Annotated in this window: 16 protein-coding genes; 9 read left to right on the forward strand and 7 right to left on the reverse strand. The window is 58.9% G+C overall.

Going from position 1 to position 25,433, the window contains the following annotated elements; genetic code table 11:
- Positions 1 to 54: 54 nt before the first annotated feature.
- The 7 genes from BDD21_RS09185 to ltrA all read left to right on the forward strand — a co-directional run bounded on the left by BDD21_RS09185 (position 55) and on the right by ltrA (position 13,513).
- Positions 55 to 1,167 (forward strand): acyltransferase family protein, encoded by a 1,113-nt coding sequence (locus tag BDD21_RS09185; protein ID WP_281269175.1) that lies wholly within the window; start codon positions 55 to 57, stop codon positions 1,165 to 1,167.
- A 172-nt stretch (positions 1,168 to 1,339) separates the two neighbouring features.
- Positions 1,340 to 6,292: a glycosyltransferase gene (locus BDD21_RS09190; RefSeq protein WP_120796919.1), complete on the forward strand. Its 4,953-nt coding sequence runs from the start codon at positions 1,340 to 1,342 to the stop codon at positions 6,290 to 6,292.
- A complete protein-coding gene (locus BDD21_RS09195; RefSeq protein WP_120796920.1) occupies positions 6,289 to 7,197 on the forward strand; it encodes a glycosyltransferase family 2 protein in 909 nt (302 codons plus the stop codon). The genes BDD21_RS09190 and BDD21_RS09195 overlap by 4 nt, the downstream gene beginning before the upstream one ends.
- Positions 7,194 to 8,432, forward strand: coding sequence for a glycosyltransferase family 4 protein (locus BDD21_RS09200; RefSeq protein ID WP_120796921.1), 1,239 nt, complete (start codon positions 7,194 to 7,196; stop codon positions 8,430 to 8,432). The genes BDD21_RS09195 and BDD21_RS09200 overlap by 4 nt, the downstream gene beginning before the upstream one ends.
- A complete protein-coding gene (locus BDD21_RS09205; RefSeq protein ID WP_120796922.1) occupies positions 8,429 to 9,346 on the forward strand; it encodes an NAD-dependent epimerase/dehydratase family protein in 918 nt (305 codons plus the stop codon). The genes BDD21_RS09200 and BDD21_RS09205 overlap by 4 nt, the downstream gene beginning before the upstream one ends.
- Positions 9,347 to 9,377: 31 nt before the next feature.
- A complete protein-coding gene (locus BDD21_RS09210) occupies positions 9,378 to 11,543 on the forward strand; it encodes a glycosyltransferase (protein ID WP_147431030.1) in 2,166 nt (721 codons plus the stop codon).
- Between the two features lie 641 nt (positions 11,544 to 12,184).
- Complete coding sequence (gene ltrA, locus BDD21_RS09215; RefSeq protein WP_120796924.1) at positions 12,185 to 13,513, forward strand: group II intron reverse transcriptase/maturase; 1,329 nt, start codon at positions 12,185 to 12,187, stop codon at positions 13,511 to 13,513.
- Between the two features lie 347 nt (positions 13,514 to 13,860).
- Here the strand turns inward: ltrA and BDD21_RS09225 are convergent, their stop codons facing one another.
- From BDD21_RS09225 to BDD21_RS27395, 4 genes are all read right to left on the reverse strand, one after another.
- A complete protein-coding gene (locus BDD21_RS09225; protein ID WP_120796926.1) occupies positions 13,861 to 14,889 on the reverse strand; it encodes a hypothetical protein in 1,029 nt (342 codons plus the stop codon).
- A 6-nt stretch (positions 14,890 to 14,895) separates the two neighbouring features.
- Positions 14,896 to 16,542 carry a glycosyltransferase family protein gene (locus tag BDD21_RS09230; RefSeq protein ID WP_120796927.1) on the reverse strand — a complete coding sequence of 549 codons (1,647 nt, stop codon included), beginning with the start codon at positions 16,540 to 16,542 and terminating at the stop codon, positions 14,896 to 14,898.
- 59 nt (positions 16,543 to 16,601) lie between these two features.
- The gene (locus tag BDD21_RS09235; protein ID WP_120796928.1) at positions 16,602 to 17,939 is read right to left on the reverse strand and encodes an FkbM family methyltransferase; all 1,338 of its coding nucleotides are present in this window, start codon (positions 17,937 to 17,939) and stop codon (positions 16,602 to 16,604) included.
- A gap of 232 nt (positions 17,940 to 18,171) precedes the next feature.
- On the reverse strand, positions 18,172 to 19,362 hold the full coding sequence (locus tag BDD21_RS27395) for a hypothetical protein (protein WP_147431032.1): 1,191 nt from the start codon (positions 19,360 to 19,362) through the stop codon (positions 18,172 to 18,174).
- Positions 19,363 to 19,973: 611 nt separating this feature from the next.
- Between BDD21_RS27395 and BDD21_RS09245 the strand changes: the two genes are divergently transcribed.
- Both BDD21_RS09245 and BDD21_RS27775 read left to right on the forward strand, forming a co-directional pair.
- Positions 19,974 to 20,825: an ABC transporter permease gene (locus BDD21_RS09245; protein WP_120796930.1), complete on the forward strand. Its 852-nt coding sequence runs from the start codon at positions 19,974 to 19,976 to the stop codon at positions 20,823 to 20,825.
- An 11-nt stretch (positions 20,826 to 20,836) separates the two neighbouring features.
- Positions 20,837 to 22,162 (forward strand): DUF29 family protein, encoded by a 1,326-nt coding sequence (locus BDD21_RS27775; RefSeq protein ID WP_170164721.1) that lies wholly within the window; start codon positions 20,837 to 20,839, stop codon positions 22,160 to 22,162.
- Here the strand turns inward: BDD21_RS27775 and ubiB are convergent.
- From ubiB to ubiE, 3 genes are read right to left on the reverse strand one after another with little or no spacing between them, the layout of a single operon-like run.
- Entirely contained in the window at positions 22,159 to 23,820 is a 1,662-nt protein-coding gene (gene ubiB, locus BDD21_RS09255) for a ubiquinone biosynthesis regulatory protein kinase UbiB (RefSeq protein WP_120796931.1), read from the reverse strand. The genes BDD21_RS27775 and ubiB overlap by 4 nt on opposite strands.
- Complete coding sequence (locus tag BDD21_RS09260; protein ID WP_120796932.1) at positions 23,817 to 24,458, reverse strand: ubiquinone biosynthesis accessory factor UbiJ; 642 nt, start codon at positions 24,456 to 24,458, stop codon at positions 23,817 to 23,819. The genes ubiB and BDD21_RS09260 overlap by 4 nt, the downstream gene beginning before the upstream one ends.
- Complete coding sequence (gene ubiE, locus BDD21_RS09265) at positions 24,455 to 25,204, reverse strand: bifunctional demethylmenaquinone methyltransferase/2-methoxy-6-polyprenyl-1,4-benzoquinol methylase UbiE (protein ID WP_093030043.1); 750 nt, start codon at positions 25,202 to 25,204, stop codon at positions 24,455 to 24,457. The genes BDD21_RS09260 and ubiE overlap by 4 nt, the downstream gene beginning before the upstream one ends.
- Positions 25,205 to 25,433 lie beyond the last annotated feature (229 nt).

A 25,433-nucleotide genomic window follows, 5' to 3' on the forward strand; every position in this document is an offset into this window, starting at 1 on the left:
CAGTAGGTATTCGGCACGCCGCTAAGGGACCAATCACTCCTCTTGAGCCAATACGTGTGTGAACGAGCGATACCGGATAGCCGGGATGACCCGACTCGGGTCGTCAACGTACAGGGCCTGCGAGCCTTGGCGGTTCTATTGGTCATGTTCCTGCATCTGCGTGACCTGGAGCGCGTCTATCGTGCTGACGCCGTTCTGCCGGGCTGGGCCGATATCGGTCACTCGGGCGTCGATCTCTTCTTCGTGATCAGTGGCTTTATCATGGTGCTGATCGGCCATGCTTATCCCGCTACAAGGGGCGCCGCAGGACGCTTTCTTTACCATCGGTGGGCGCGGATCTATCCAACCTATTGGTTCTGGTTTCTGTTGACACTCGCCTTTTATCTATCGGCGCCGGCATGGCTGAGATTCGAGGCGGGACAGGTCACCCATCTTGTCGAATCCTTCTTTCTGATCCCGACGTGGACGCCGCAGTTGGTGCCGGTCTCCTGGACTCTAAAGTATGAACTCTATTTTTATCTGATCTTCTCACTCGTCATTTTAGTGCCTGCCCGTCGGCGTATCCTGCTGCTTCTCGTCTGGGCCGGATATATGTTGATCGGACAGCAGTTTTGCTACGATGCTCCGGACGTACTCTGCCACAAGAGTCTGTTTCTCACTATGCATCCGCTTGCGTTCGAGTTTCTTTTCGGCGCGGTGGTAGCCGGGATTTATCTGTATCGCCGCAGTCTTCACCCACGCTTTATCTTCATACTGGGATCATGCCTTCTTGTCGGCAGCTTCGTCATCTATATCCGCAGCGGTGTAAACTTGGACGACAATAGTTGGTATCGAGTCCTGCTCTTCGGTTTCCCTTCTGCTCTTTTGCTTTACGGATGCGTCGAATTGGAACGGCAGCAGGGGCTTCGGGTTCCGGCATGGGTGGTCGTCATCGGCAACGCCTCCTATTCCATCTATCTTTCGCATTTCCTACTGTTCGATCTGCTCTACGGACGCCTGGCTACGCTTAGCGTCTTGCCCGCGGCTTTGGTGGCAGGCATCGTCTTCACGCTGAGCCTCGGCGTCGGCCTAATGGCCTATCGATGGGTGGAGCGTCCTCTGCTACATCTGTCGCGGGGTTGCTTCGGCTCGGCTAGGTATGATCCTGCGGGGCAAAAAGCGGCTTAGGCGTCGGAAAAGGCTTATCGAGAACGGAGAGGCACCAGACCGGAACGCGCGAGGAAGTAGGCGCGAGGAAGTGGAGCAGCCTAGAGTCGTATATCATATCGGCTAGCGGCCCGAAGGAAGAGGGCCGCCGCTTTGGTCACCGCCCGCTCTTGGCTCAGGTATCGAGGATTTCGTGTCTCAAAACCAGGTTATTCACGACGGAAACAAGGATTGCCTCGATGCCTCTCGGATCTTGGTGTTGACGAACGATCCGGCTGACGTGGCGTTTGCTTGCGGAGGAGCCATCCTCCGTCACGCTGCGTGCGGGACGCCGATCGGTATCATTGTTGCATTTTGCAGCAGCTCGGATCCAAGATCCTGCCGCGACGAATCCGCTGCCCGAAAGCGCGCGGGCGAACAGGCCGCCGCGGTCTTGGGCTGCGAGGTTCTCGAAACCTGGGATCTTTCGCGCGACGCTGTGCTCTACGGCGAAACCCTGGTCGGCCGAATCGTGGCGGCGCTGCATCGTTTCGGTGCCGATGTGCTCTATGCGCCATCGGTGGAGGAGTCGGATCCTGCTCGGCGGGAGTTCGGTATGGCTGCGGTCGAAGCCATCCGGCGCTCGGGTCGCGGGAGGCTCGTCATGTATGAGGTCGATGTTGTAATCGAACGTCCCGATCGGATGGTGGACATCACTGCGGTGAAGCAGAACAAGCAGCGTGCGATGGCATGTTTTTCGGAGCTTTCCCGAGTTTCGTACACTTCGGAGGACGTGGGTTCGGTGAATCGTGTGCACGCCGAAACGCCCCTACCGCATGCGATCCACGCCGAGGCACAACGGGTACTCGACGCGTCTTATATCGCGAAGGATTACCTTGACATCTATGCATCCGAGCACCGTAACCGTCATCGCATGAGCCTCGGGATCGCCCCGGATAACTCGCCGCTGGTGTCGGTGCTCATGCGCTCGATGGATCGAGATACTATCATGGAGGCGCTTGATTCAATTGCTCTGCAAACCTACCCGAATATTGAGGTCATCGTTGCGAATGCCCGTGGTGTTGGGCACCGCCCACTCTCGGAGTTATGCGGGCGCTTTCCGCTCAAATTTTTGGATAGCGAGAAACCCCTGCAGCGATCCGTGGTCGCGAATCATCTGCTTCTGGCGGCTCGTGGAGAGTGGTTACAGTTTCTCGACGACGACGACTGGTTGGATCCGGATCACATTGCATCGGTGTGGGATGCGTTGACTCTCGATGATGTCGCTGCCTATGCGTCGGTTCGATGCGTCGACAACAACCGCGAGGTTCTGGTTCAACGATACGATCACGCATGGGATCCGATTCTACTTCGCGCCGGCAACTACTTGCCGATTCATTCCGTTCTGTTCTCTCGGCGCGCGGTGGAGCTGGGTTGCCGTTTCGACGAGACCCTCGATATTTTCGAGGACTGGGATTTCTGGCTGCAAGTCGCCCGTTTCGGCTCATTCCGGCATACTGATCGACTTTCTGCGGCTTATCGTATCCATCATGGGTCAGGGTGGGGGGTTCGGTTCGACAAGATCGAAGCGAGGCAAGTCACCGCTACTGTCTTGCGCAAATGGCAGACACGCTGGAGCGATGACGAGCTTGTGGACTTTGCGGATCGTCTGCGCCAGTTGGATAGCGATCGCTTGCAGATGGCCGAAGACTTCAAAGATCTGCGTGCGAAGGTCGCGCATTGGGAGTCCGAAGCGTTCCGGCGCGGTGACTGGGCGACGACGCTGGACGAAGAGCTTGCTGCTTCCTATCGCTCGGCGGAATCTACGACCCGAGAGTTAGTGCAGGCGCGCAATCATTGGGAGAGGGCGCAGGATGAGCTAAGGCGTATAGCCGTAGAACTTGAGCGAAGCACGGCTGACTTGGTCGTCACTAGAGAAGAGCTCGTCGAAGCTAGACGGCAGTGGATGCTCTCCCAGCAGAATGTCGCGAGCTTGGTTAACGAACTGCAGCGTATCGAACAAGATCACGAAGATCTTGTAGCCGAAGTTGCGCTTCGGCGCGAGCAGGTTCTGGAGTTGGAGGGGGAGGTCCATCGAATGCGGGAGGAAAACGCAGGGTTGAATGGGGAAATCGGCCACGTTTCCGCTCAAGCGGCGACCACGGAGGCTCAGCTCGCCGAGACGGAGGCTCAGCTCGCCGAGGTCTATAAATCAACCTCCTGGGGGGTCACGGCCCCTATTCGGGCGTTGGTCTTGCGCGTCAGGGCTGCTCGGGTGGTTTTCGATCGCAACTTACAGGCCGGATGGCGCCGGCTGCCGATCACGATTCGACAGCGCATCTTGATCAAAAGCGTCTTCTTTCGGGCGTTCGCTCCGCTCTTGAGTAGTACGAATGTTTGGCGAGCCTGGTCCGAGGGGCAAGCCGAGCATCGTCGGCTTCGCGCCCTGGAGTTGGATTTCGCGAGCGACGAGCCGCAGCTCAGCGTGGTAGTGACCGATGCCGAACCCGACACCTTGGTCTCGACGCTGGTCGCGTTGCGTCAATCCGACTCCGATCTCCGCATCGATCTGATTGTGGCCGATCGAGGGCGACGATGGATCCGACCGTATCTGGAACTACAGGTTCAAGGAGCACGTCGTATGCCGCTTCCGCCGCGAGCCGGCCTTCGCCAAGTCTGGCAATCCGGGACCGAAATCGCTCGAGCGGACCGGATTCTCTTCTTACCGTCTTACTGGCGGCCCGCCCCTGGAAGCGTCGGCGAGCTTCTCCGCACGGCCATGGATCCGGCTCTGGCAGGTGTCGTTCCGATGCTGCTCAACGCAGACGATACTATTTACGAGGCCGGCTGTGTCAGCAACGAAAATGGAGTTCTGAGGCAACGCGGCGCCGGTGAACCATCTGGACACGTCGAATATGGGTTCCGCACTGAGGTTGTCGGGGGCTCTGTTCTGTTGCTTGACCGAGCCTTGCTAAAAGGTATTCGCTGGCCCGAGTTGTGTGGCGGACCCTGTGCTCTATTGGAGCTATCCACTATCGTAGCCCGAGACCAGGAGCGAGCCATCGTCTGCCAGCCGTTGGCTCGCATGACCGCCGCCCTAGAGCCCCGCCCGCTCTCGGAGGCAGCCGATGCCGTCAGCTTAAGCGACATATGGGCGGCGGATCCGCCGCAGACTCGCAAACGGATCCCTTTTCTCGTCATTGATCTGGTCACGCCGACCCCCGACCAGGATTCAGGCTCGGTCGATGCTTATAGTCAGCTGAAGATCCTGCATGAGCTGGGATATCAACCGAGCTTCTTGCCGTCGCTCACCTTGAAGCGCGAGGGGCACTACACTGGTGATCTCGAGCGAATCGGGGTCGAATGTTGGCATCGACCCTGGATCACCTCGCTCGAAGATCACCTGCGAACGCACGGCGGCCGATATCGCTACGTCATGATCTCCAGGGAGCCGACGGCGGCGAGCTACATTGACCTTGTCCTTCGGACCTGTCCGCGCGCCAGAATCATCTTCAATACGGTCGATCTGCACTTCCTGCGCGAGCAGCGTCAGGCCGAGCACAGCGGCAACGGCACCGATCTAGAGACTGCCATGGCGGTCCGCGAGCGGGAGCTCGGTGTCATGCGCAAGGCCGATATCACGATTCTGATCAGTGCGACCGAGCAGGATTTGATCGCGCGCGAGTTACCCGACGTCCGCACGTACCAGGTTCCCCTGATCATGGAGATATCGGATCGCTCTCCGACGCCGTTCGAGGAGCGTCGCGATGTGCTGTTCATAGGGGGCTTTCGTCATCTACCCAACGTCGACGCAGTCTCTTGGTTCGTGACCAGCATTTGGCCGCAGGTAAAGGCGCGAATACCCGGCGCAAGACTGCACGTTGTCGGCTCGAATCCAACGCCGGCCGTGCTTGACCTTGCCGGGGATGATGTGCTGGTCCACGGCTTCGTACCGGACGTGTCGGGGTACTTCAATCACTGCCGCCTGTCGGTGGCGCCACTTCGTTTCGGTGCGGGGCTTAAAGGCAAGGTCGGGCGAAGCCTTGGCTACGGCCTGCCGGTGGTGGCGACGCCGATGGCTGCCGAGGGATCCGGACTCTCCCACGGCGAGGAAATCCTCGTTGCTGTAAACGATCGAGAGTTTGCCGACGGAGTGGTTCGTCTCTACGAAGACGAAGCGCTGTGGACCAAATTGTCGGCGGCCAGCCTGGCCTTCTTCGAGGAGCGCTACAGCTATTCCGCGGGTCGCCGCATCTTCGCCGGACTGCTTGAGCAGGTGCCTCCGTCTCAAGGACTTGAATGCGCCGAGGTGACTTCGGGTCATGCCTACCGAGAGTACAGAGATCGGATTCAAGGCGAGATGCGAAGGAGGGAGGCGATCGAGTTGGCGCTTGGCTACACCGCCGAGGTATTCACGGTGCGCGGAAATTGCATCGTCTGTGATCAGGATGTGGATCTTGCTTGTGATTACAGCTATTGCCACTCCGACGGTGCCGGCAATCGGTTTGTCAATTGGCGAGAGCGCTTGGTTTGCCCAAGCTGTCAACTGAATAACCGAATGAGAGCGGCAATCCACCTCTTTGGCGACCTTTGCAGGCCGGCACATGACGATATTCTCTACCTGACGGAACAAACGACGCCCCTCTTCGCATGGTTCGACGGTCACTACCAAAACGTTATCGGAAGCGAGCATCTCGGAAACTCCCTCCCGCTCGGCGAAGCCGATTCGCGTGGTATTCGCAATGAAGATGTCACGCGCCTGACCCTTGGCAACGAGTCGGTTCACCACATCCTGTCGTTCGATGTGCTGGAGCATGTACCGGACTATCAAGCGGCCCTGAGCGAGTTGTTTCGCGTGCTCAAGCCCGGCGGATGGTTATTTTTCAGTGTCCCCTTCGCGACACATCAGGATGGCCATGTCGTTCGCGCAAGAATCAAGGGCAGCGGAGAGATCGAGCACCTGATGGAGCCTGAGTATCATGGTGATCCACTCAGCGACGCCGGCTGTCTGTGTTTCTACCATTTCGGTTGGAATCTGCTCGACGATCTTCGTGCCATCGGATTCACCGACGCTTCTGCACGGCTCTTTTGGAGTCGTGAATTTGGTTATCTTGGCGGTGAGCAGATGCTCTTGCTCGCTCGAAAGCCACTTCTCGGATTATCATGAACTGTATCCCCGATGCTGTTTCCGTTGTTATCCCGCTCTACAATCACAGGCGTTATATTGAAGAGGCGCTGGAATCGGCCTTGGCTCAAACCAGACCAGCCCTTGAGATCATTGTTGTCGACGACGGATCGACCGATGACTCCGCGAGTTTGGCGGAAGCGATGGCACGCAGGTATCCGGATTCCATCTTGGTATGGTCTCAGCCCAACCAAGGTGCGCACTCGGCCCTCAACGCAGGAATCGCTCGCGCACGCGGCGAATACATCGCGATTCTGAATTCCGACGACGCTTGGCATCCTGATCGTTTGCGCCAGTGCAGCGACGCGATCGGGGACGCTGCCGCAGTGGCAACCGCTATCGAGTTCTTCGATGGCACCGGTGCTTCCGTTACAGATGCCTGGTATCGAGAAGCGCGAGGTTTCTTCGATGTTTGCCATGATCTTCCGTTGGCCCTGATCAACGGTAATTTCATTATGACGACATCCAATCTGTTTGCGCGTCGGGCGGCGATAATGGATGTCGGCGGATTTTCGAACCTTCGCTACGCGCACGATCTCGACCTGTTTTTGAGTTTGTTGGTAAACGATGGTGAGTTGAAGCTTCACGACGCACCATTGCTGCGTTATCGAAGGCACGATGCCAATACGATTTCGGAGGATGTGCTGAGCATGAAAGCGGAATGGGCGATGGTGACTGCTGCCTATGTCTGGCGTCTAATGCAGCGTCGCAAGATTGATTGGAGTTGGTATGCAAAGCTCACCGAGATCTGCGATAAACACGGTCTGACCCGAATGCTGATCCCTGCCATGGCATTTCTCTCATCGCTTCCGGGGGAGAAACAAACGTGCAACGCTTTGTACGGCCACGATGACTTTGCTCGCTTCTTCAGGGGCACCTCCAGATGAAGCTCCTTTTCGTCAGTAACCTCTATCCGCCGAACGTCGTGGGCGGTTACGAGCGCCTTTGCTACGAAATAGCGGAGGCGCTCGTGGCGCGTGGACATGAGGTTCGTATACTTACGAGCAATTACGGCGAAGAAACGGCCGAGTACCCGGGGCAGCAGATCGACCGCTCGCTCAAGTTGTTTGCGGACGATCGAAATATCTATCGGCCGTTTTCCTGCACCGCTGAACAACGTGCAGAGTGGTCGGCACAGAACGTCGCGGAGTTCCATCGGGTCGTCTCCGAATTTCGTCCGGAACGAATCTTCGTGTGGAACCTCTATTTTTTCGATCCGTCGTTGCTTGATGCCATTAAGGCCAGCGGGATCGTTCCAGTGTATCTTCTGACCGACAACTGGTTGATTGCGTTTCTCAATCCGAAATTCATCGAAGAGTACATGCGGGATCGCGTGTTCGGTAAAGATTCGCAGCACGGGTCTCCGGCGCTGCTTGAACGGCTCCGCATCGCGTTCGGTCGAATCCCGTTCCGTTTGCCCGGGCATGCCATCTTTGCCAGCCGCTTTATGCAACGGCTCTATCGGGAAGCTGGGTTCGGGTTCGAGGGCAGCGACATCGTCTATCATGGCGTTCACCTCCACCCGCATGGGGGAGTTGCTCGAGCACGTGATCGGCTGCGGCAGGCCGGTCAGTTGCGGCTATTGGTCGCGGGGCGAGTCGTCGAGATCAAGGGGGTGCATACGGCTGTCGAAGCCTTGCCGGCGATTCGAGCAGCCCTGCCGAATCTCGAGGTCCGCCTCAGTATTATCGGCGACAGCCAGGATGATGCTTATCTCAAGCGGCTGTGCGAGTTGGCTGAAGACGGAGGTTGCCGTGATGCGATCGAGTTTCTCCCGCCCGTTCCGGCTGCGGATCTGTCGGCCCTTTTCGATGCGCACGATATCTACCTCTTTCCGTCACTGTACGAGCCTTTTTCGCTCACCCTGATCTCAGGCCTTCATGCCGGCATACCGACGGTCGCATCCGATGCAGGCGGTAATATCGAAATTGTCGCCGACAGCCAAACCGGATTGCAGTTTCCGCGCGGCGACGCTGCGGCACTCGCCGAATGCGTTCGGCGCCTCGTCGCGGAACCTGAGACGCGGGCAAGGATTGCCGAAGGCGGTGCGGCACGCGCGGGGCAGCATGAGTTCTCGAACATGGTCGCTGCGATTGAACTGGCTCTAGAGCGCGCTCGGTGAAGGTCCTTGTCACAGGAGCGCGCGGCTTGATCGGTCGCGGGCTCATCGAGGATCTCGAGCGGCGCCGCGAAATCGAGGTGACGGCTACAAGTCGCGAGCCGGTTCACGGAGAGGATCAGGTCCGATGGGTCCAGGCCGACCTGACACGCCTGGAGGAATGCGTGCAACTTGTGGAGGGTCAGGATGCGATCGTGCATCTCGCCCAGCCAGCGGTACCTCTGACCTCCGACGGCGATCTTGCCAGCGAGGTTCATTCGAACCTGGTTCCCGCTCTGAATCTGATCGCCGCGATCCGTATCGCCGGAACCTGTCCGAGGTTCGTTTTTCCGTCCAGCGGCGGAGCCGTCTACGGCAGAGGCCAGGAGCGCCCTTTCAGGGAGGACGACCGCTGCGAGCCGGCCAACTCTTACGGTCTGCTCAAGCTGACAGTCGAGCACTATCTGAGGCTTGCGTCGGAGCATTCGCAATTATCCGTGGTGAATCTGCGAATTGCCAACGCTTACGGGATTCCCTTGCCGCCCGCCCGATTGCAGGGCTTGATCGGCACTGCCGTCTCGCGCGTGCTGGAGGGACTGCCGGTGCGCATGATCGGGAACCCCGAGAACGTGAGGGATTACGTTCATATCGACGACATCAGCGATGCCGTTTACCGCGCGCTCTCGCTCGATACGGCTTGCAGCACCTTCAATATTGGCGATGGTCTCGGCGTCAGTGTTCGGGAGGTCATCGACTTGATCGAAGCGGCGTGGGGTAAGCCCATCGAGCGTGTCGTGGAGGCGCACCCGAATGCCGTCTGGTTGCCCAGCCGCAATGTGCTCGATATTACTCTTGCGCGCGAGCGGCTCGGGTGGAGTCCGCAGGTCGCGCTGACCGAGGGAATCCGCAGGATGTTGTTTGGATTGCCGCGAGCGTGATCGGCACCGGCGCATCTCGCAGAGAATCAAGATGAAGCCTCGTCTCTTCGGGATCGATCGGGTGCTGCAGACCCTCTGGCATCGGCTGCCGCTGAGCGGGAGGCTCAGGTTCGCCGCCAAATCCATTGCATTTCGCGCCCTCGGGCCATGGTTCAGCGGCACTTCCGCGTACCGCGATTGGGTCGAGCAGCGGCAGTGGATGGACGTCGGTGTGAAGAACACTATTGAGGGTATACCTACCTCTTTCGGTCGTACGTGTCCCGTACGTTTGCGAATTGCCTCCGAGGTATCGGATATCCCGGTGGTATCCGTGATCGTTCCGGTCTTTCAGCGACTCAGTAACCCCATTGCATGCCTCGATTCCATTGCAACGCATCCGCCCGCCGTTCCGATCGAGGTCATCGTGATCGACGTTCGTCCAGGCAACGACGTCGACTCGTCCTTAGCCGAGCGCAGTGACATTCGGTATCTGCGGATGACCCACGATCTCGGCGTTGTGGCTGCCGCGAATCGGGGCGCCGCGCTGGCTCACGGTGATCTGATGTTTTTTCTAAGTCAAGACACCCGGGTTCTCGACGGGTGGTTGGACGCGTCGATGGCGAGCGCATCGCGAATCCCCGAGGCCGGGCTCGTCGGGAGTCAGCTCCTGTTTCCGAATGGCCGCGTAAAGGAAGCCGGCCGTATCATCGGTGACGACGGTTGGACTCGACGCTACGGTCATCAGCAGGATTCCAGATCCCCAGAGCTCGGTTTCATGCGCGATGCCGATGCCTTCTCCTTTGCTGCAATCCTGGTTCGCCGCGTGCTCATGGAAGACGTCGGCGGTTTCGATCCGAGTTACACCTGCCTCGACTTTGCGGCAATGGATCTGTGTTTCGCCGTGCGGGCGAGCGGCTATCGCGTCATTTATCAGCCGCGCTCGCAGGTCATTCAACACGCGGAGGGCCACGCAGATTCCGAAGTATCAGTTAGAGCAAATGCAGGTCAGGATCTGGATCATCATCACTTTGCTGCAAAGTGGCGTGAGATGATCATGGCGCACGTCCGGAGTGCCGCACGTAGCGAGCGTCTCGAGGCCGATCGCCGCCCCGCGGCGCGAATGCTGATCATCGATGCCTGCACTCCGACGCCTGACCGAGATTCGGGCTCGATCGATCTGCTTAATTATCTGCGGGTCCTCGACTCGCTCGACTATCGTGTCACCTTCATACCGGCGGATCTCTTGTATGCCGGACCCTATACCCATGATCTACAGGATATGGGGGTCGAGTGTCTCTATTTGCCTTTTTCGCATTCCGTCGAGAAGTTACTCCGCGCTCGCGGCGAAGAATTCGATGTCGTCATGCTCATGCGCTTGGCGCAAGGTTCAAGGTACCTAAAGCGCGTTCGCGCGCTGTGTCCGCACGCCAAGGTCATTTTCAATACGGTCGATCTGCACTATCTGCGTGAAGAGCGTCGGACGTCGACGCAAACCGGAGCTCCCAGCGAGTCCGTGGTCCGCCGCATGAAACACCAGGAGCTCGAGGTTGTTCGCGGGGCCGACACGACTATCGTCATCAGTCCGATCGAGCGCGAGTTGGTCGCCAAGGAGGTGCCGGCGGCCCGTCTGCGTGTCATCCCGCTGCTTCGCGAGATCCCCGGACGCGGCGCGGGCTACGACGGGCGACGAGGCATTCTATTTATTGGCGGCTTTCGGCATCCGCCAAACGCGGATGGCATCCTGTGGTTCTGCGAGCGCGTCTGGCCCATCGTGCATCGTCGATTGCCCGATATCGAGCTTTCGATTGTGGGGAGCTATCCGACTCCGGAGGTTCTCGGACTCGAGGGGAACGGCGTGGAGGTTTTGGGTTATGTCGAGGACATCGAGCCGCTCTTCGCTCGGGTGCGGATAACGGTCGCGCCGCTGCTTTACGGGGCTGGCCTTAAAGGCAAAGTGGTGACGAGTCTTGGGTACGGAGTGCCCTGCGTCGTGACTCCGACGGCAGCCGAGGGGCTTGAGTTGGATGACGGCCAGGGCATTCTTGTGGCCGCAGAGCCTGAGGCGTTTGCTGCGGCGATTGTGCGGCTCTACGAGGTTGCGGATGAGTGGGAGCGTTCTTCGTTGGCTGGTTTGCGAGCGGTCACTGAGCGTTTTTCGGTCGCGGCGAATAGGCATCTGGTCAGAAACCTGTTGACGGAGTTGGGATTGCCCGCTTGAGCTTTACTCCCCACGCATTGACCGGGATGCGGCGTTTTTCATAATCCCGTTGCGCCAGGCAAAGCCTGGAAGGAGAGGAAGATAGCGAACGGATAAGCCAATCGGAAACTCCTTTTTGCGACCCACCGGGTGCAAGTCCCGAGCCGGTAAGGAGTGGCCATCCACCGGAACCGAGTGTTGCGTGGTGCAGGAGCGATCCCGCCTGCGAAGCGTACACAGGGGGCGTGCAGGCCGTGTGATGGAGCCCCGTCACTGAATCCAGCGGAGCCGACGTATTCGGAAGACCGGAAGGCAACAGTTTCGGCATCGTAACGGCCTGATGTCGAGACTCCGCCGGGGTCTGAGAGCAGGGCATGTACGCACGGGTCGTCCAGGAACCTGGGAGCGCTCAATCGTTCCTTGCCCGAGACGCGGCGCGGGCACCGCGTAAGAAGCCGCCCCGGCCTGTCGGCGTTGGTCCGGCCGACGGGAGCGAACAGGACCGACGGCAAGGTAGCGCCAAGCGAAGGCAACGAAGTGCGGCGTGATGACGGCTGAGCAGTCAGAGTCGGCTGATAGTACCGAGGAGCGCGGGGAACTCGACCCGGAGGACCCGCGGGAGGGAAGCGGCCGACCGGTTGAGACAACGTCTGGAGGGACAGATGGCGCAAACATCGAGTTGCGAGACCATCACAACGAAACAAGAGACGATCGCGAATTTGGCGAGACAGGCGCCGGAGATGGTGCTGACCACGCTGGCGCACCACATCGACCTGATGTGGCTGGAAGAGGCGTACCGGCGCACGCGCAAGGATGGCGCGGTGGGTGTGGATGGTGTGACTGCCGAGGCGTACGAAGAGCGGCTGCAGGAGAACCTGAGCGATCTGCTCGATCGGTTCAAGAGCGGTCGTTACCGGGCGCCGCCGGTGCGGCGCGTGCACATCCCCAAGGATGGAACGAAGAAGACCCGCCCGATCGGTATTCCGACGCTGGAGGACAAAATCCTTCAGCGCGCGGTGCTGATGGTACTGGAGCCGGTCTACGAGCAGGACTTCCTGGACTGCTCGTACGGCTTTCGCCCGGGCCGTGGCCCCCACCAGGCGCTGCAAGCGCTGTGGGACGGGATCATGGACCTGCGGGGTGCTTGGGTGATCGACCTCGACATCCAAGCCTTCTTCGACAGCATGGAACGAACCCATCTTCATGCCTTTCTCGACCAACGGGTGCGTGACGGGGTGATCCGTCGCATGCTGGGCAAATGGATGCAAGCCGGGGTCATGGAGGAGGGGGTGATCCACCATCCCGAGCGGGGCAGCCCGCAAGGGGGTGTGATCAGCCCGCTGGTGTCGAATGTCTACCTGCACGAGGTGCTCGACCGGTGGTTCGAGCAGGAGGTCAAACCGCGTCTGCACGGACGGGCCCTCATGGTCCGATTTGCCGATGATGCGCTGCTGGCCTTCGAGCGGGAAGAGGACGCACGGCGGGTGCTCGAGGTGCTGGCCAAGCGCTTGGCGCGCTTCGGGCTGACACTTCACCCCGAGAAGACTCGCCTGGTGGACTTTCGCCGTCCGCCCTGGCGGCGGGGAACGCGGCGCTCGCAGCGCGGGCGCAGCTTCGACCTGCTCGGCTTCACGCATTATTGGGGACGCTCCCGGAACGGACACTGGGTGGTGCAACGCAAGACGGCTAAAACCCGGTTCAGCCGCGCGGTGCGGCAGATCGGGCACTGGTGCCGCCGCCATCGCCATCTCTCGGTGGCGGAGCAATGGGAGGCACTCGGGCGCAAGCTTCGCGGTCATGACGCCTACTACGGAATCACCGGCAACGCGCGTGCGTTGGTGCGGTTTCGTCAGGCTGTCCGCCGTGTCTGGCTGAAGTGGCTCAATCGCCGCTCTTATCGGCCTTCGCTCAACTGGGATGCCTTCAACCGCTTGCTCCAACGCTATCCCCTGCCGCCCGCACGTGTCGTTCACAGCAACTACGTCGCGTAGCGTTTGCTCAATCGAGGAGCCGGATGCGGTAGTCCCGCACGTCCGGATCTGTAGGAGCCGCGGGTGGGAAACCACCCGCGGCCACCCGGTGCCGTAGGGTGGACGAGCGAAAGTGAAGTCCCCCGAGTCTGGCGCCGGCGCTGGTGGACTGCGCTGCGTTTGTCCACCCTACGCCTGCGATCAGCGACGTGGCCGAGTTTATGAGCAAGCCCCTGGATGCAGTAAGCAAGGCAGGGGTCCTATGTTTATGCATGCCGTCTGATCGTGAACGCTGTGTTCCGAGGTTGGGGAGGGGTCTACTATCCAAAACATATTTTAATATCGCGCCACCCCTCTGCAGAACTTGGTCAGGGTTCAGCAGCCGCAAAATGTGCGGCAAGCGAGTTGGGTCCAGCGGTAAAGGGGTCCGGGTAGCGGTCGCGAAGATCCGGCCTAGCACGGTAGGCGAGTCGATGCTTGCGCTGGATTGGCGAGCCGTCCGAATAAGAACCGTAAGCCCACCAACCCAACGGTAGTCCAGTAGGCGCGTTGGCGGCCAAGCGGGATCGATACCAATGCATCAACTCGAAGACCGCTACTCGACCGCCTGCGTAGCGTTCCAACATGGTTTCTCCAGCCCCGTTGATCTTCGTGAAATGAAAAAAACGCAACGGCTGGTCTGCTGCGTATATTTTTCCGTCCTCTCCGATCGATATCGGTCGTCGACTCAAGTTCCAGCTTGCGACATTGTAACCGGGGTCGCGGAGCACGTAGGTACCCGCAAAGAAGGCCGGTGCGAGATCACACCAGCGCTGGTCGGTAAATACACCATTCGGGATATCGTCGAAACAGAACTCAAGAAGTCGGTCACGCCACCACTCCGCGAAGCGACAGCCTTCGGCGGTGTTGACCACAGCAAGGAATCCCAGGTTGTAGATACCGTGTTTTAGCGACCCGATTTCATTGTCGACAATGGTTTGATGCTCGCTATCGGGCTCAAGCTGATGCGGCGTAAGAAGGACATCGTGGCGGTCGAGAAGCGCTTCAACGTCGTGAAGATCTCCAAAGAGCGCGATGTCGGGGTCGAGATAGACGACCTTGTCCGCGCCCAATTCAAGTAGTCGACAGAGCATCGGTCCCTTCACGGCTGTGCACAATTCGACGACATCGTGATCGAAAATCCAACGCTTCATGTCGGCAATGCCGAGGTCCTCTAAACGCACCACGTGATCGATCGGCTCGCGCGCTATGTCGAAAATGAAGCCCGCTGGCTCACGGTCGGACAGGCACAGCCAAAACGTCCATTCCGGGTGATGGCGGCGCAGCGTCTCGCCGAGCACGCGCACGCGGTCGAGGTACGCAAAAGATGCACTGGTGAAACAATGGGTCTCAGACATAGATGCTCATGAGTCTGTCTGGTTGTCTTCTGCAATCGTGAGCGACGGCTGCGGACGCCTCGTTGACTGCGTCCGTAGCCAGTTGGCGGTGACCTCTACCGGGAGCAGCGCGCCTCGGAGTTTTGGAGAGGAATCGACGAGTACCCGCAGCCGATCGCCCTCGAACAGATCGAACAGCGCTGTTTCGTCAGGGACAGCGCAGCCTTGATCGGGAGCGTTCGCTTCGACTGCTGGCCAGACGTTGCCAGCACTGGTTCTGGCAACGACGAATGCACCGCCCGCTAACGCTTCATGGACAGAAAGCGAGAAGGTCTCCGGCCAAAGTTGCCAACTCACAACGATGTCGATGCGCGCCTCGGCGATCGCGTCGATCATCGCATTGCGTTGTTTGGTGTCGACAATGACCGGAATGTTGCGAATGAAGCTCGGTAGAGGAGAGCCGGAGTCCGGCGAGCCGAGTTGCAGGAATTCGTATCGACCGTCGTTGGCCAGGCGCAATGCGAGGTCCTCGAAAATCGACCATCCTTTGAGAAATGCCCTAGCACCAAGGTGGGCTACACGAAGCGGCTTGCCCGACGGGCTGGTCTCGGTGGGTCGCTGGGAAGGTGCGGTGACGATGCGAGCAATAGGACGCACGCAGCCCTGCGCATGAGGCAGACAACCGCTACTGCGCCAAAGGGTTAGAGCAATTTCGGACGGTGCCAGCACCGAGGGTTGCATTGCCTCGAAGAACTCTCTGACCCGCTTGAGATGAGGCTTACGCTCTTCCCCGTATGAGCAGATGCTGCAGGCAGCGGACATCGGTTGTGGAGCGCCGCAGTAGTCGACATCGTTTCGCATGAGCGCGTAACTAGGGCAGATCGTAAAAAAGTCGTGTATCCATACGATCGGGCGCGAATCAGGGCTCGCATAGAGAAGCTCAAACACGAGCTCAGGAGCAAAGCCCATCAGGTGGTGAATAACGGAGCGCACGTCGATGCCCTGCCTACGCTGCTCTGCAATCACTGCAATCAAATCTACGAAGCTGGCTACCCCAATCCATTCGGAATCTAAGCGAAGGCTGACAACAAAATCATCGGTGGGCTGGGGGTTTGCAAGCATCGGAAGCGGTATCGCGGGCGAGATATGGAGGTAACGCCAACCGGCTCGGCTGAACGCAGCCTGCTCGTCGCCGATAACCAACTGAACACCCCCGTAATTGCGGGCATAGTCGTCATGGCTAAGGGATAGGATCAAACCCCGGCCAGCTGTGATAGCAATGGCGTCCGAGAGGGCGCTTGTCGAGATCGTTGGCGCGTGCTCGGCGCCTTCTGCCCATCTCTTCGCCTTGACTCGCAGCGATACGCTGTCCTCAAGCTGCCGCCGGAACGCATCGAGTGGCCGGCGACGTTGTCGGCCTTCTTGAGAACCTGCCCAGATGAAATGGAGGAGTGGATTGATGCCAGCTGCGGCGACGTCGGGATTTTTTGCAAGGTAGTAGCTTGTGTCGAAGAACCGGCTCGGGTTACGACCCTCGCGCCAGCCAAAGTCGAGGAAATGCGAAAGCGCATCGATGCCTGCGTCGCGCACGTCACTATTGGTCGCAAGGTAGTAGCCGCAGTCGAAATGTGCAGCGATCGCCCGGCGTTCGTCTTCGCTTTGGCGGTGAGACACGGCGGAAGATCTCGCATCTAAGTTAACCACAAGCAATCGCCTTTTGGTTCATGACTCGGCTAACGCCAACGCCTGATCAGATTTGATGCCACACCACGAGTCCGGAGCAAAACGGCGCGTAGACGGGGACAATTGTCGAGAATCCGACGGATTGGAGAGGTTAATCGCCATGTCGTGCTTGTTTCAATCTCGATGGCTCGACGTTCTGCGGCTAAGGCGCGTTTCTCGAAATCGTATGCACGGTCTCGCTCCACTCCAAGTTCTGAAAGGCGGTCAAGTGCTTCGACACACGCGCGAGCCATACGGGCTTCGGCGTTCCGCGCGCGCTCTTGTTCGGTTTCGAGCAAATCGAGGCGCTCGTAGGCCAGCGCCTCGGCTCGTCGGAGTCCAGCCTCGGTCTCTTCTAAGCGGGCCCAAACGCCTTTGTCCGGCAATGGCTTCGGCTTCCAGTCGGGGCCGAGATACGTTTCATAGTTCTCTCCCCGCAGCTTATGCACGGCGAGTGCCACAACCTCGGCAGTGCCGGACCTTATCCATGCAGTTTCCCCCCAACGGGGCGTACGCCAAAGTGCGTCCTTGAGATCGTCCAAGTGGCTAACCCGCCGGAGAATACAGCCATGACGCAGCATCTCTTTATCCAGCTCAGGCGGCGCCTTGGGTGCAGCAAGTAACCCAGCTTCGTAAGCCAGCGGCAAAATTGGGGTGGGGTCGCCTCGAAAGTTGTCCGGGTTGTAAGCGGGAAAGGCAAAGTAATAGAGATCCAATCCCCAGGATAAAAGTAGAGCTGCTATGTCAAGTGAGATCGGATCTTCTCTGCACTCGACCCAAATGCTGGTTTCGCCATGTGCGAGGTGCTCTGCGTCACTCTTGAGAACGCCGAGCTCCATTCCTTCCAAGTCGAGCTTTATGAGATCGAAGTTTCCGTGCTCCGCACGAAGCTCCGCGAGAGTGACAAGACGTTGCTGAAAGACGGTTTGCGCCGCCGGAGAAGGCGGAGTTTCATCAGCGCTAGCAACGAAGGACGTCGCACCAAGGTTGTGCGGGTCACAATGCCCATTGTGGAAAGCGAAGGCGGGCCAACCTAGAATTCCCTCGGTGACACAGAAGGAGCCTCTATGGTTGCGTGCGACATTCTCCTCGAGAAGCGGGATCAGTGCGCTGTTTGCCTCGATTAAGCAGAGAAAATCGACCGACCTTTGGAGCGCGATACCGAGACCAAAGGTACCAATGAATGCACCTGCGTCGAGAACGCGGACGGAATCTCCCGGTAACGTATTGGCAACGAAACGGGCTTCTTCCCATGCCCATTCTCCGTACCGATCAAGGAAACGCACTATAAGATCCGTCGCCTTGTCCGGAACCGTGAGCTTGCCGTAACGTGTATCAACCTCAACCATTTGGAGCCTAATCAGTGAGACAAGTGTTTGCTATTTATAGATGACGCGGGAAGGGCTCGAAATCGCGAGCCTCTCCAGGTGAATAACTTCATGTTTAGGAGGAGCAAATATTCACGAGGCTTCCGAAGACGTGATGGTAGATCAAGTCCAGTAATCGTTTGCTGGCTTGAAACCTCAGGTATTCGTGCGCCAAGTCATCGACTTGGCGCTTCTTATACTCTCAATCTGCTGCTCAGTCAGGACCAAGCTGAATCACCCTCTCCAGGCCATCTAGGAGCGTTTCGTAAGACTCCTTTTCGATCAAAGGGTCAGACGACCAAAATGAGGTGTAGGGGTTATTGGTCAGAGCCATGCTGGACCAGGATTCGATCAAGCTGCTTTCCTCGATCATCGCCCACTCAGCATAGTACTGCATCTGTTCGTCTTTCCGCACAGGCTCGACCGTTTCGGAAACTACGAAGCCAGTGGATTGTGAAATCTGCTCTCCCGTCATCACATAACACCGACTCCACGTGCCAGTACTTTTCGAGATCTGGTAGTAGCATCCCTGTACATTCGTCGGGGAGGTGAGGTCAAACGTAAAAAATTGGTCGATAGAAATGCCGGGATCGAGAAGTGCATAAGTCTTCATGGTTGCATCCCAAGTGGCGGCTACGGGATCCCCCCACACGTCTTCACCTAGCAGAAAGTATTTTCCAGAGCCCTCAGGCGACTCGACAGCAGGACCCGACAGGGCATATCGATCTACCCAGACGCTGATGATCTGGTATTTGAAATCCCAGGTCCCGACGAGGCGTTCGACGAGCGCCCTAGCATCAGATTGGCAGTTGGCACCGCTGAAAGTATTGCGAAAAGGCTGGAAACCGTCAGCGAAAGCGAGCAGCGTAACATTGCCCTGGACATCAACAGGTACAGTGACATCATATAACCCAAGACTTCCGTCACATGAGAATGTGTGTTGTCCGTTAGCTAAGACCATGCTACACAATCGACTACCCTGGACAGATGTCACTTGGCCGGTCATCCGAACCCAGCCCGAGTCTTGCTGCGAACAGCTTAATCCAACGTCGATCGTCGGACTATCAAGGCGCGCGCGATCTAGCTGCACACGTGAGGTAAGGTTGCTGGGGTGAGCAGTCATGCTGAACGGGGCGAATCCGTCAGCAAAAGCAAACAAGGTTATGTGTCCGTTATCATCTAGCGGGACGGCCAATCGGAACGAACCATCACCGCCACATGAGAACACGTATTGACCATTTGCCAGGACCATAGCGCAGACAGGCGTTCCGTCGGCGAGGCGAACCTCCCCATGCACCGGAATCCATATTGCAGCGCTTGCTGTTCCCGTCAAGGTCGCAAGTGTCAAGCAGCATATGGATAAAGCATTGTAAATAAAACGCGTTAGCGGGTAAGCGAAGTTCATCCTGAGCCTCCGATACAGCTAAACTTAAGGAGCCCGCGCTTTCTTGATCACCAGTGACCCGAGGGGCGGTGACCGTTCGCCGCGCAACATTAGCGATCGCGGGTACAGTTGGGCTTGATCTCAGCAGAGCTTTGCGGGCGATTCGTGTTCGACCACAAATAAGGCTAAAGAGAGCCCAGCGAAGATGCTACAGCAGTCAGCGGGGCAGCGAAAGATCTCTCTAGGCTTGGAGGTCACCGGCGGCAAAATGACCGCTCTTGACCTCTCAGGCTCTCGCTTCCGGCGTCATCATGATCCGCGGACAGCAGAGCTTACCTTTGTTTCTGCGACGTTCGAAATCCGTGCGTACCTAAGCGAATGCCCGCGAGCTTGAGTGCGCCGGCTCGCTAAGTGGACCGAAGCGTCGTTCGAGGACGGCGTCGGTTGAGATTCGTGCGCCAACGCGCGCATGGCACGCATTGTCTGGCATCTTGGTCACGGCTACACTTGTCGTTACGGTCGCTTGGGGTTTGTGGGCTTGATGCGCACAGCTTAACTTTTCTGGATCCTTATGAATTCGATTTTGCGATGTAAAATATTGTTTGGAATCGCTGCTGCGGAAATCTGTTGTGATGTCTGCTAACGCCGAACAAGTCCGGTCACCTTTGATTGAGCAGTTTCGCTTCGGTTTGAAGCCAGAGCAATTACGCCGTGCCTTGAACGACATCCTGGACGGTTGGCGGCGTCGGGAGCTCTGGGCGACGCTGGGTCTGCATGATATACGCCAACGCTATCGGCGGTCGACGCTCGGACCCTTTTGGATCACCATCTCCATGGGTGTCATGGTCTTCGCGCTGGGCCTTCTCTATGGGCAGATCTTCGGCCAAGACCTACACGAATACCTCCCATTTCTCGCCGCAGGTTTTGTGATCTGGGGACTTGTATCCAGCATGATTTTGGGCGGGTGCCAGGCTTTTATAGCCGCAGAGGGAATGATAAAACAACTCAATGCGCCTGTATCGATTTATGGTTACCGAGAGGTTTGGTCTGCACTGATTGCTTTCGCCCACAATATTTGGATTTTCCTGGCGGTGGCTTGGTGGTACGACGTGGGTCTGAGTTGGCAGGTGCTCTGGGTGCTCCCCGCTGTCCTGATTCTTGTGATCAACGGTTTCTGGATGGCGCTTTTTTTCGGGCTCCTTAGTGCGCGGTTTCGAGATGTGCCTCTGATCGTCGGTAGCGTGGTTCAAGTTCTATTCTTCCTCACGCCTGTGATCTGGCGACCCGAGATGTTGCCCGATCGGGCCTTGTTCCTGCAGCTCAATCCTTTCTATCACATGGTCGAGATCCTCCGTGCGCCCATGCTTGGACAAGCCCCTCTGTTGGAAAACTGGCTTGCCGTAATCGCTATAGCAGTGTTCGGGTGGGCGATAACGCTCTTCTTTTATTCCGCCTATCGTTGGCGGATCGCCTATTGGGTATGAGGGCAGGGACGATGGCATCTGTTATTCTCAAGAATGTGTCCGTGTCCTTTCCGGTTTACAGCTCGGCGACAAGATCCATCAAGAATCGCTTGATGCAGAGTGCGACCGGTGGACAGATTCGTTCCGAGTCAGGCTCCGACCGAATCTCGGTTGTACAGGCCCTGCAAGACATCAATCTCAAGCTTGAGAGTGGAGATCGAATCGGACTTGTGGGGCACAATGGTGCAGGCAAAACGACGTTGTTGCGCGTGCTCGCCGGGATTTACGAGCCAAATGAGGGCTGCGTGGACGTTAAGGGGTCGACAGTGCCCTTGTTCGATATCAGTCTTGGAATGGATCCGGAAAGTACCGGCTATGAGAATATTCTACTCCGCGGTCTTTACTTGGGGCTGAAGCGTTCTCAGATTCGTTCCCGTATGGACGAGATCGCTGATTTCACGGAGCTTGGTGATTTCCTCAATCTGCCAATTCGTACCTATTCGGCGGGAATGCAGATGCGCCTTGCCTTTGCGGTTTCGACATCCGTGGCCCCGGATATTTTGTTGATCGACGAGGGAATCGGTGCTGGTGATGCTGCATTTCTGGAGAAGGCTAGCGAGCGTCTGAAGTTGTTTACGGAGCAGGTTTCCATCATCGTACTGTCTTCCCATTCCGAAGACCTGATCAGGCGGATGTGCAACAAGGCGTTACTGATGGAGCACGGCAGGGTAATCGGCGCGGGCACCACAGAAAATGTCTTGATGCAGTATCGAGAATTGCGTGGCGAGGCGGCTGCTCAATCCACGTTAGCGCATACGATAATGACCCTTGCTGAAAAACATGAGGAGAAGGACGTCGCTGAAGCGCAGTCATCACTGGGAACCGACGCTGAGGTTCCAAGTGACCTGCGCGAGTGGGCGCATCAAACGGCTTGTCTGCTCCGGGCGGGCCGCTGGGAGGCTGTCGATCTGGATCGACTCGTGCGTGAGGTGGAATCTATCGCCGATCAGAGTCATGAGGTGATCGAGAGTCAACTGTCGTACCTATCACTCCAGGTTTTAACTTGGCATCTCCGAGAGTCCGAAAGGTCGGAGCTTCGCCGCGATCTCATCGGTCAGGTCAGGCGCCAAATTGCGCTCATGATTGAGGCAGACCCGACACTCGTCGAGGCGTCAGAGAGCTATCTCGGGCCTGCCTACCGAAGGGCACGCGCCGGCGCTGCGCGCCATCTAAAGATCGAGCCAAGCCAAATTCCGGAAGAATGCAGCATTTCTCTGGAAACATTGTTGGACGATTCTTGGTTTCCAGGGGTTACATCCAAGGTTTCGGCGGTTCAACAAATCTCAAAAACAACCTAAACCTGCCGACCCGCAGAGAAAAACAACAACGCACCGACCATGTAACAGCCTGCGACGAGCGCAACCCCGGTCGTCGCCGGCAACCAAGGACCGGGTCCGAGCAGCAGGATGAGGGTGCCGCAGACGATGACGGTGGCGCCGCCGAGTGCGCGGACCGACTGGGATGTCGATGCGGCCTTGTCGTGCCCTGAGTTGCGGCCGTGGTCGCCGAACGCCCCGGCCTCGGCTGCGCGTAGACGCTTGTCGTACGTGCTGAGGATCCGGTAGGCCATCAAGGGGATCTCGGGTGTCTGATCGGCGACGGAGATGAAGTTGCGTTTGGTCCGTTCAAGCAGCCCAACGACCCCGATCTGCTCCTGCATCCAACGTTCCATGTAAGGCTTTGCCGTGGTCCAGAGGTCGAGTTCCGGGTAGAGCTGACGGCCGAGGCCTTCGATGTTGAGCAGCGTCTTCTCCAGTAGCACCAACTGCGGCTGGATCTCCATGTCGAAGCGCCGCGCGGTCTGAAACAGCCGCACCAGGAAGTGTCCGAAGGAGATCTCGGCCAGCGGCTTCTCGAAGATGGGCTCGCTGACGGTGCGGATGGCGGATTCGAACTCGTCGACGCGCGTCCCGGACGGGACCCAGCCCGATTCCACGTGCAGCTCGGCGACGCGCCGATAGTCACGCTCGAAGAAGGCGAGCAGGTTCTCGGCGAGATAGCGCTGGTCCTCGGTCGTGAGTGTGCCGACGATGCCGAAGTCGATGGAGATATAACGCCCTGACGGCTCGACGAAGATGTTGCCCGGGTGCATGTCCGCGTGAAAAAAGTTGTCGCGGAAGACCTGGGTGAAGAAGATCTCGACCCCGCGCTCGCCGAGCTGTTTCATGCTCACGCCTTGGGCTTTCAGGCGCGCGACATCGCTCACCGGGGTGCCGTAGATGCGCTCCATCACCATGACGCCCGGGCGGGTCCAGTCCCAGTAGACCTCCGGGATGTAGAGCATCTCGCTGTGGATCCAGTTGCGACGCAGCAGGGATGCGTTGGCGGCCTCGCGTTGCAGATCCAGCTCGTCGTAGATGGTCTTCTCGTACTCGCGGACCACGTCGACCGGGCGCAGCCGACGCCCGTCCTTCCAGTAGCGCTCGGCGAGATGGGCGACGGTGTACATCAGCCCGAGATCGCCGCGGATGGTCCGCTCGATGCCGGGTCGCAGCACCTTGACCACGATCTCGGTCCCGTTCTTCAGCCGTCCGGTGTGGACTTGCGCGATGGAGGCGGAGGCGAGCGGGATGGGGTTGAACTCGTCGAGCACGTCGTCGACCGAGCAGTCCCAGGCTTTTTCGATGATGGCGCGTGCCTCCGCGCCGTCGAAGGGCGGCACCCGATCCTGAAGCTTGGCCAGCTCGACGGCCAGTTCGTCGGGCAGCAGATCGCGCCGGGTCGAGAGGATCTGCCCGAATTTGACGAAGATCGGCCCCAGGTCTTCCAGCGCGAGGCGCACGCGGACCGGGTAGGAACTGGGCAGGTTGCGCCGAAACCAGTGCCAGGGCGAGATGTAGGTGATCCAACGCAGCGGCCGAAACAGGTGGGTCGCGAGGATGACCTCGTCGAGTCCGTGGCGCAGTAGGATTCGATTGATGCGGAAGAGCCGCAGGGCCTCGCGGGGTCCGATCATGACGGAGTGCCGGACCCCGCATGTGTGCGAGCGAGGCGCTCGATACGCGCCTCTGCGCGCTCGACGTCGTCGCGCAGGATGTCGACCTGCGCCAGGTACGCCTCGACCTCGTAGCGTGTCGGCGTCAGGCGGGCCTCTTCCTGAAGGTATTCCTGAAGATTCGCGGTCAGGGAATCGGAGCTCTTGCGTGCCCATTGCGCCGCCGCGCGCGCCTGATTGCCGACCTGGTGGGCGAAGGGATCGCCGATGATGCGAGCGAGCTGCTCCTCCCAATCCACGTCGAGGCCGGCGATCGCACGGTTGAAGGCTTGTGCCAGTAACGTATCGCCGAGGATCTCGACCTCGCCTTGGATGATCTGTGTTTCCTTGCGCTCGGCCATGCCCATGCGGGCGAGGGCGAGCGGCGTGCCGCGGATCAGGCAGTCCGGCTCGGCGTCGTAACCGCCGAAGAGCTGGAGACGCCGCTCACTCGGGATGATGGTCACGCGCGTGCCGAACCCCTTGAGCTCGATGCCGATGATCCGCCCCTCGAGTGCGGCGAATGCGGCCGCACCCTCCGGGTCCAGTGCGATGTAGCGGTTCAGTGCCTGCTCGACGACGGCCAGCGCCGCGTCCGGGATCTGGATGCCTTCGGTCACAGCTTGTACCCTCGGTGGATGGCGACGATGCCGCCGCTGTGGTTGAAGTAGTCGCAACGCTCGAACCCGGCCGCCTCCATCATGGCGCGCAGCGTCTCTTGGTCCGGGTGCATGCGGATGGATTCGGCCAGATAGCGATAGCTCTCGGGGTCGTTCACGACCAAGCGGCCGAGTGTGGGAAGGACCGAGAAGGAGTAGAGGTCGTACGCCTTGCTCAAGGGGCGGCTGACCGGGTGCGAGAACTCCAAGATCAGTGCCCGTCCGCCGGGCCGCAGCACACGCTGCATCTCCACGAGTGCGGCCTGCTTGTCGGTGACGTTGCGCAGACCGAAACCGATGGTGACGCAGTCGAAGTAATCCGACGGGAACGGCAGTTTCTCTGCATTGATCAGGGCGTAATGCAGGTTGCCGACGCGTCCGCGGTCGAGCATGCGCTCGCGCCCCTCGGTGAGCATGGAGGCGTTGATGTCGGACATGACCACCAGTCCCTGTGCGCCGACGATGCCGGAGAAGCGCTCGGCGAGATCGCCCGTCCCTGAAGCGAGATCCAGCACACGTTGTCCGCGCCGCACGCCCGAAAGCTCGATGGTGTGACGCTTCCAGAGCCGATGGATGCCCAAGGACATGAGGTCGTTCATGAGGTCGTATCGCGAGGCGACCGAGTCGAACACCGCGCGCACGCGCGACGCCTTCTCCTCGACCGGAACCTGCTGATAACCGAAATGTGTCGTCTTGTCTTCGGACATGCTGTGTCTCTGCTGAACCGCGCTTGATTGGATCTGCACCGCTTCGGGGTTTGCTCGGCCTTGACGCGAACAAGGGCCGTCGGCGGCGCGGTTCAGATCGATGATGGTTTCGAAGGTCGAGGCCGTTGTGCGGCGACGACCATGTGATCCGGGTCGGTCGACGCGAACATAAGGCGTGCGTCGTGCCGTGCGGGCGTCAGTTTACAACATCGGCTCTACAAGATCGGCG

Source organism: Thiocapsa rosea, assembly GCF_003634315.1.
GTDB lineage: Bacteria > Pseudomonadota > Gammaproteobacteria > Chromatiales > Chromatiaceae > Thiocapsa > Thiocapsa rosea.

Bases quoted from the DNA above. Each gene is read 5' to 3' on its own strand.
- BDD21_RS27775 (WP_170164721.1), top strand. From the start codon at position 20,837: ATGGCATCTGTTATTCTCAAGAATGTGTCCGTGTCCTTTCCGGTTTAC.
- ubiB (WP_120796931.1), bottom strand. From the start codon at position 23,820: ATGATCGGACCCCGCGAGGCCCTGCGGCTCTTCCGCATCAATCGAATC.
- BDD21_RS09200 (WP_120796921.1), top strand. From the start codon at position 7,194: ATGAAGCTCCTTTTCGTCAGTAACCTCTATCCGCCGAACGTCGTGGGC.
- ubiE (WP_093030043.1), bottom strand. From the start codon at position 25,204: ATGTCCGAAGACAAGACGACACATTTCGGTTATCAGCAGGTTCCGGTC.
- BDD21_RS09195 (WP_120796920.1), top strand. From the start codon at position 6,289: ATGAACTGTATCCCCGATGCTGTTTCCGTTGTTATCCCGCTCTACAAT.
- BDD21_RS27395 (WP_147431032.1), bottom strand. From the start codon at position 19,362: ATGAACTTCGCTTACCCGCTAACGCGTTTTATTTACAATGCTTTATCC.
- BDD21_RS09210 (WP_147431030.1), top strand. From the start codon at position 9,378: ATGAAGCCTCGTCTCTTCGGGATCGATCGGGTGCTGCAGACCCTCTGG.
- ltrA (WP_120796924.1), top strand. From the start codon at position 12,185: ATGGCGCAAACATCGAGTTGCGAGACCATCACAACGAAACAAGAGACG.
- BDD21_RS09235 (WP_120796928.1), bottom strand. From the start codon at position 17,939: ATGGTTGAGGTTGATACACGTTACGGCAAGCTCACGGTTCCGGACAAG.
- BDD21_RS09245 (WP_120796930.1), top strand. From the start codon at position 19,974: ATGTCTGCTAACGCCGAACAAGTCCGGTCACCTTTGATTGAGCAGTTT.
- BDD21_RS09225 (WP_120796926.1), bottom strand. From the start codon at position 14,889: ATGTCTGAGACCCATTGTTTCACCAGTGCATCTTTTGCGTACCTCGAC.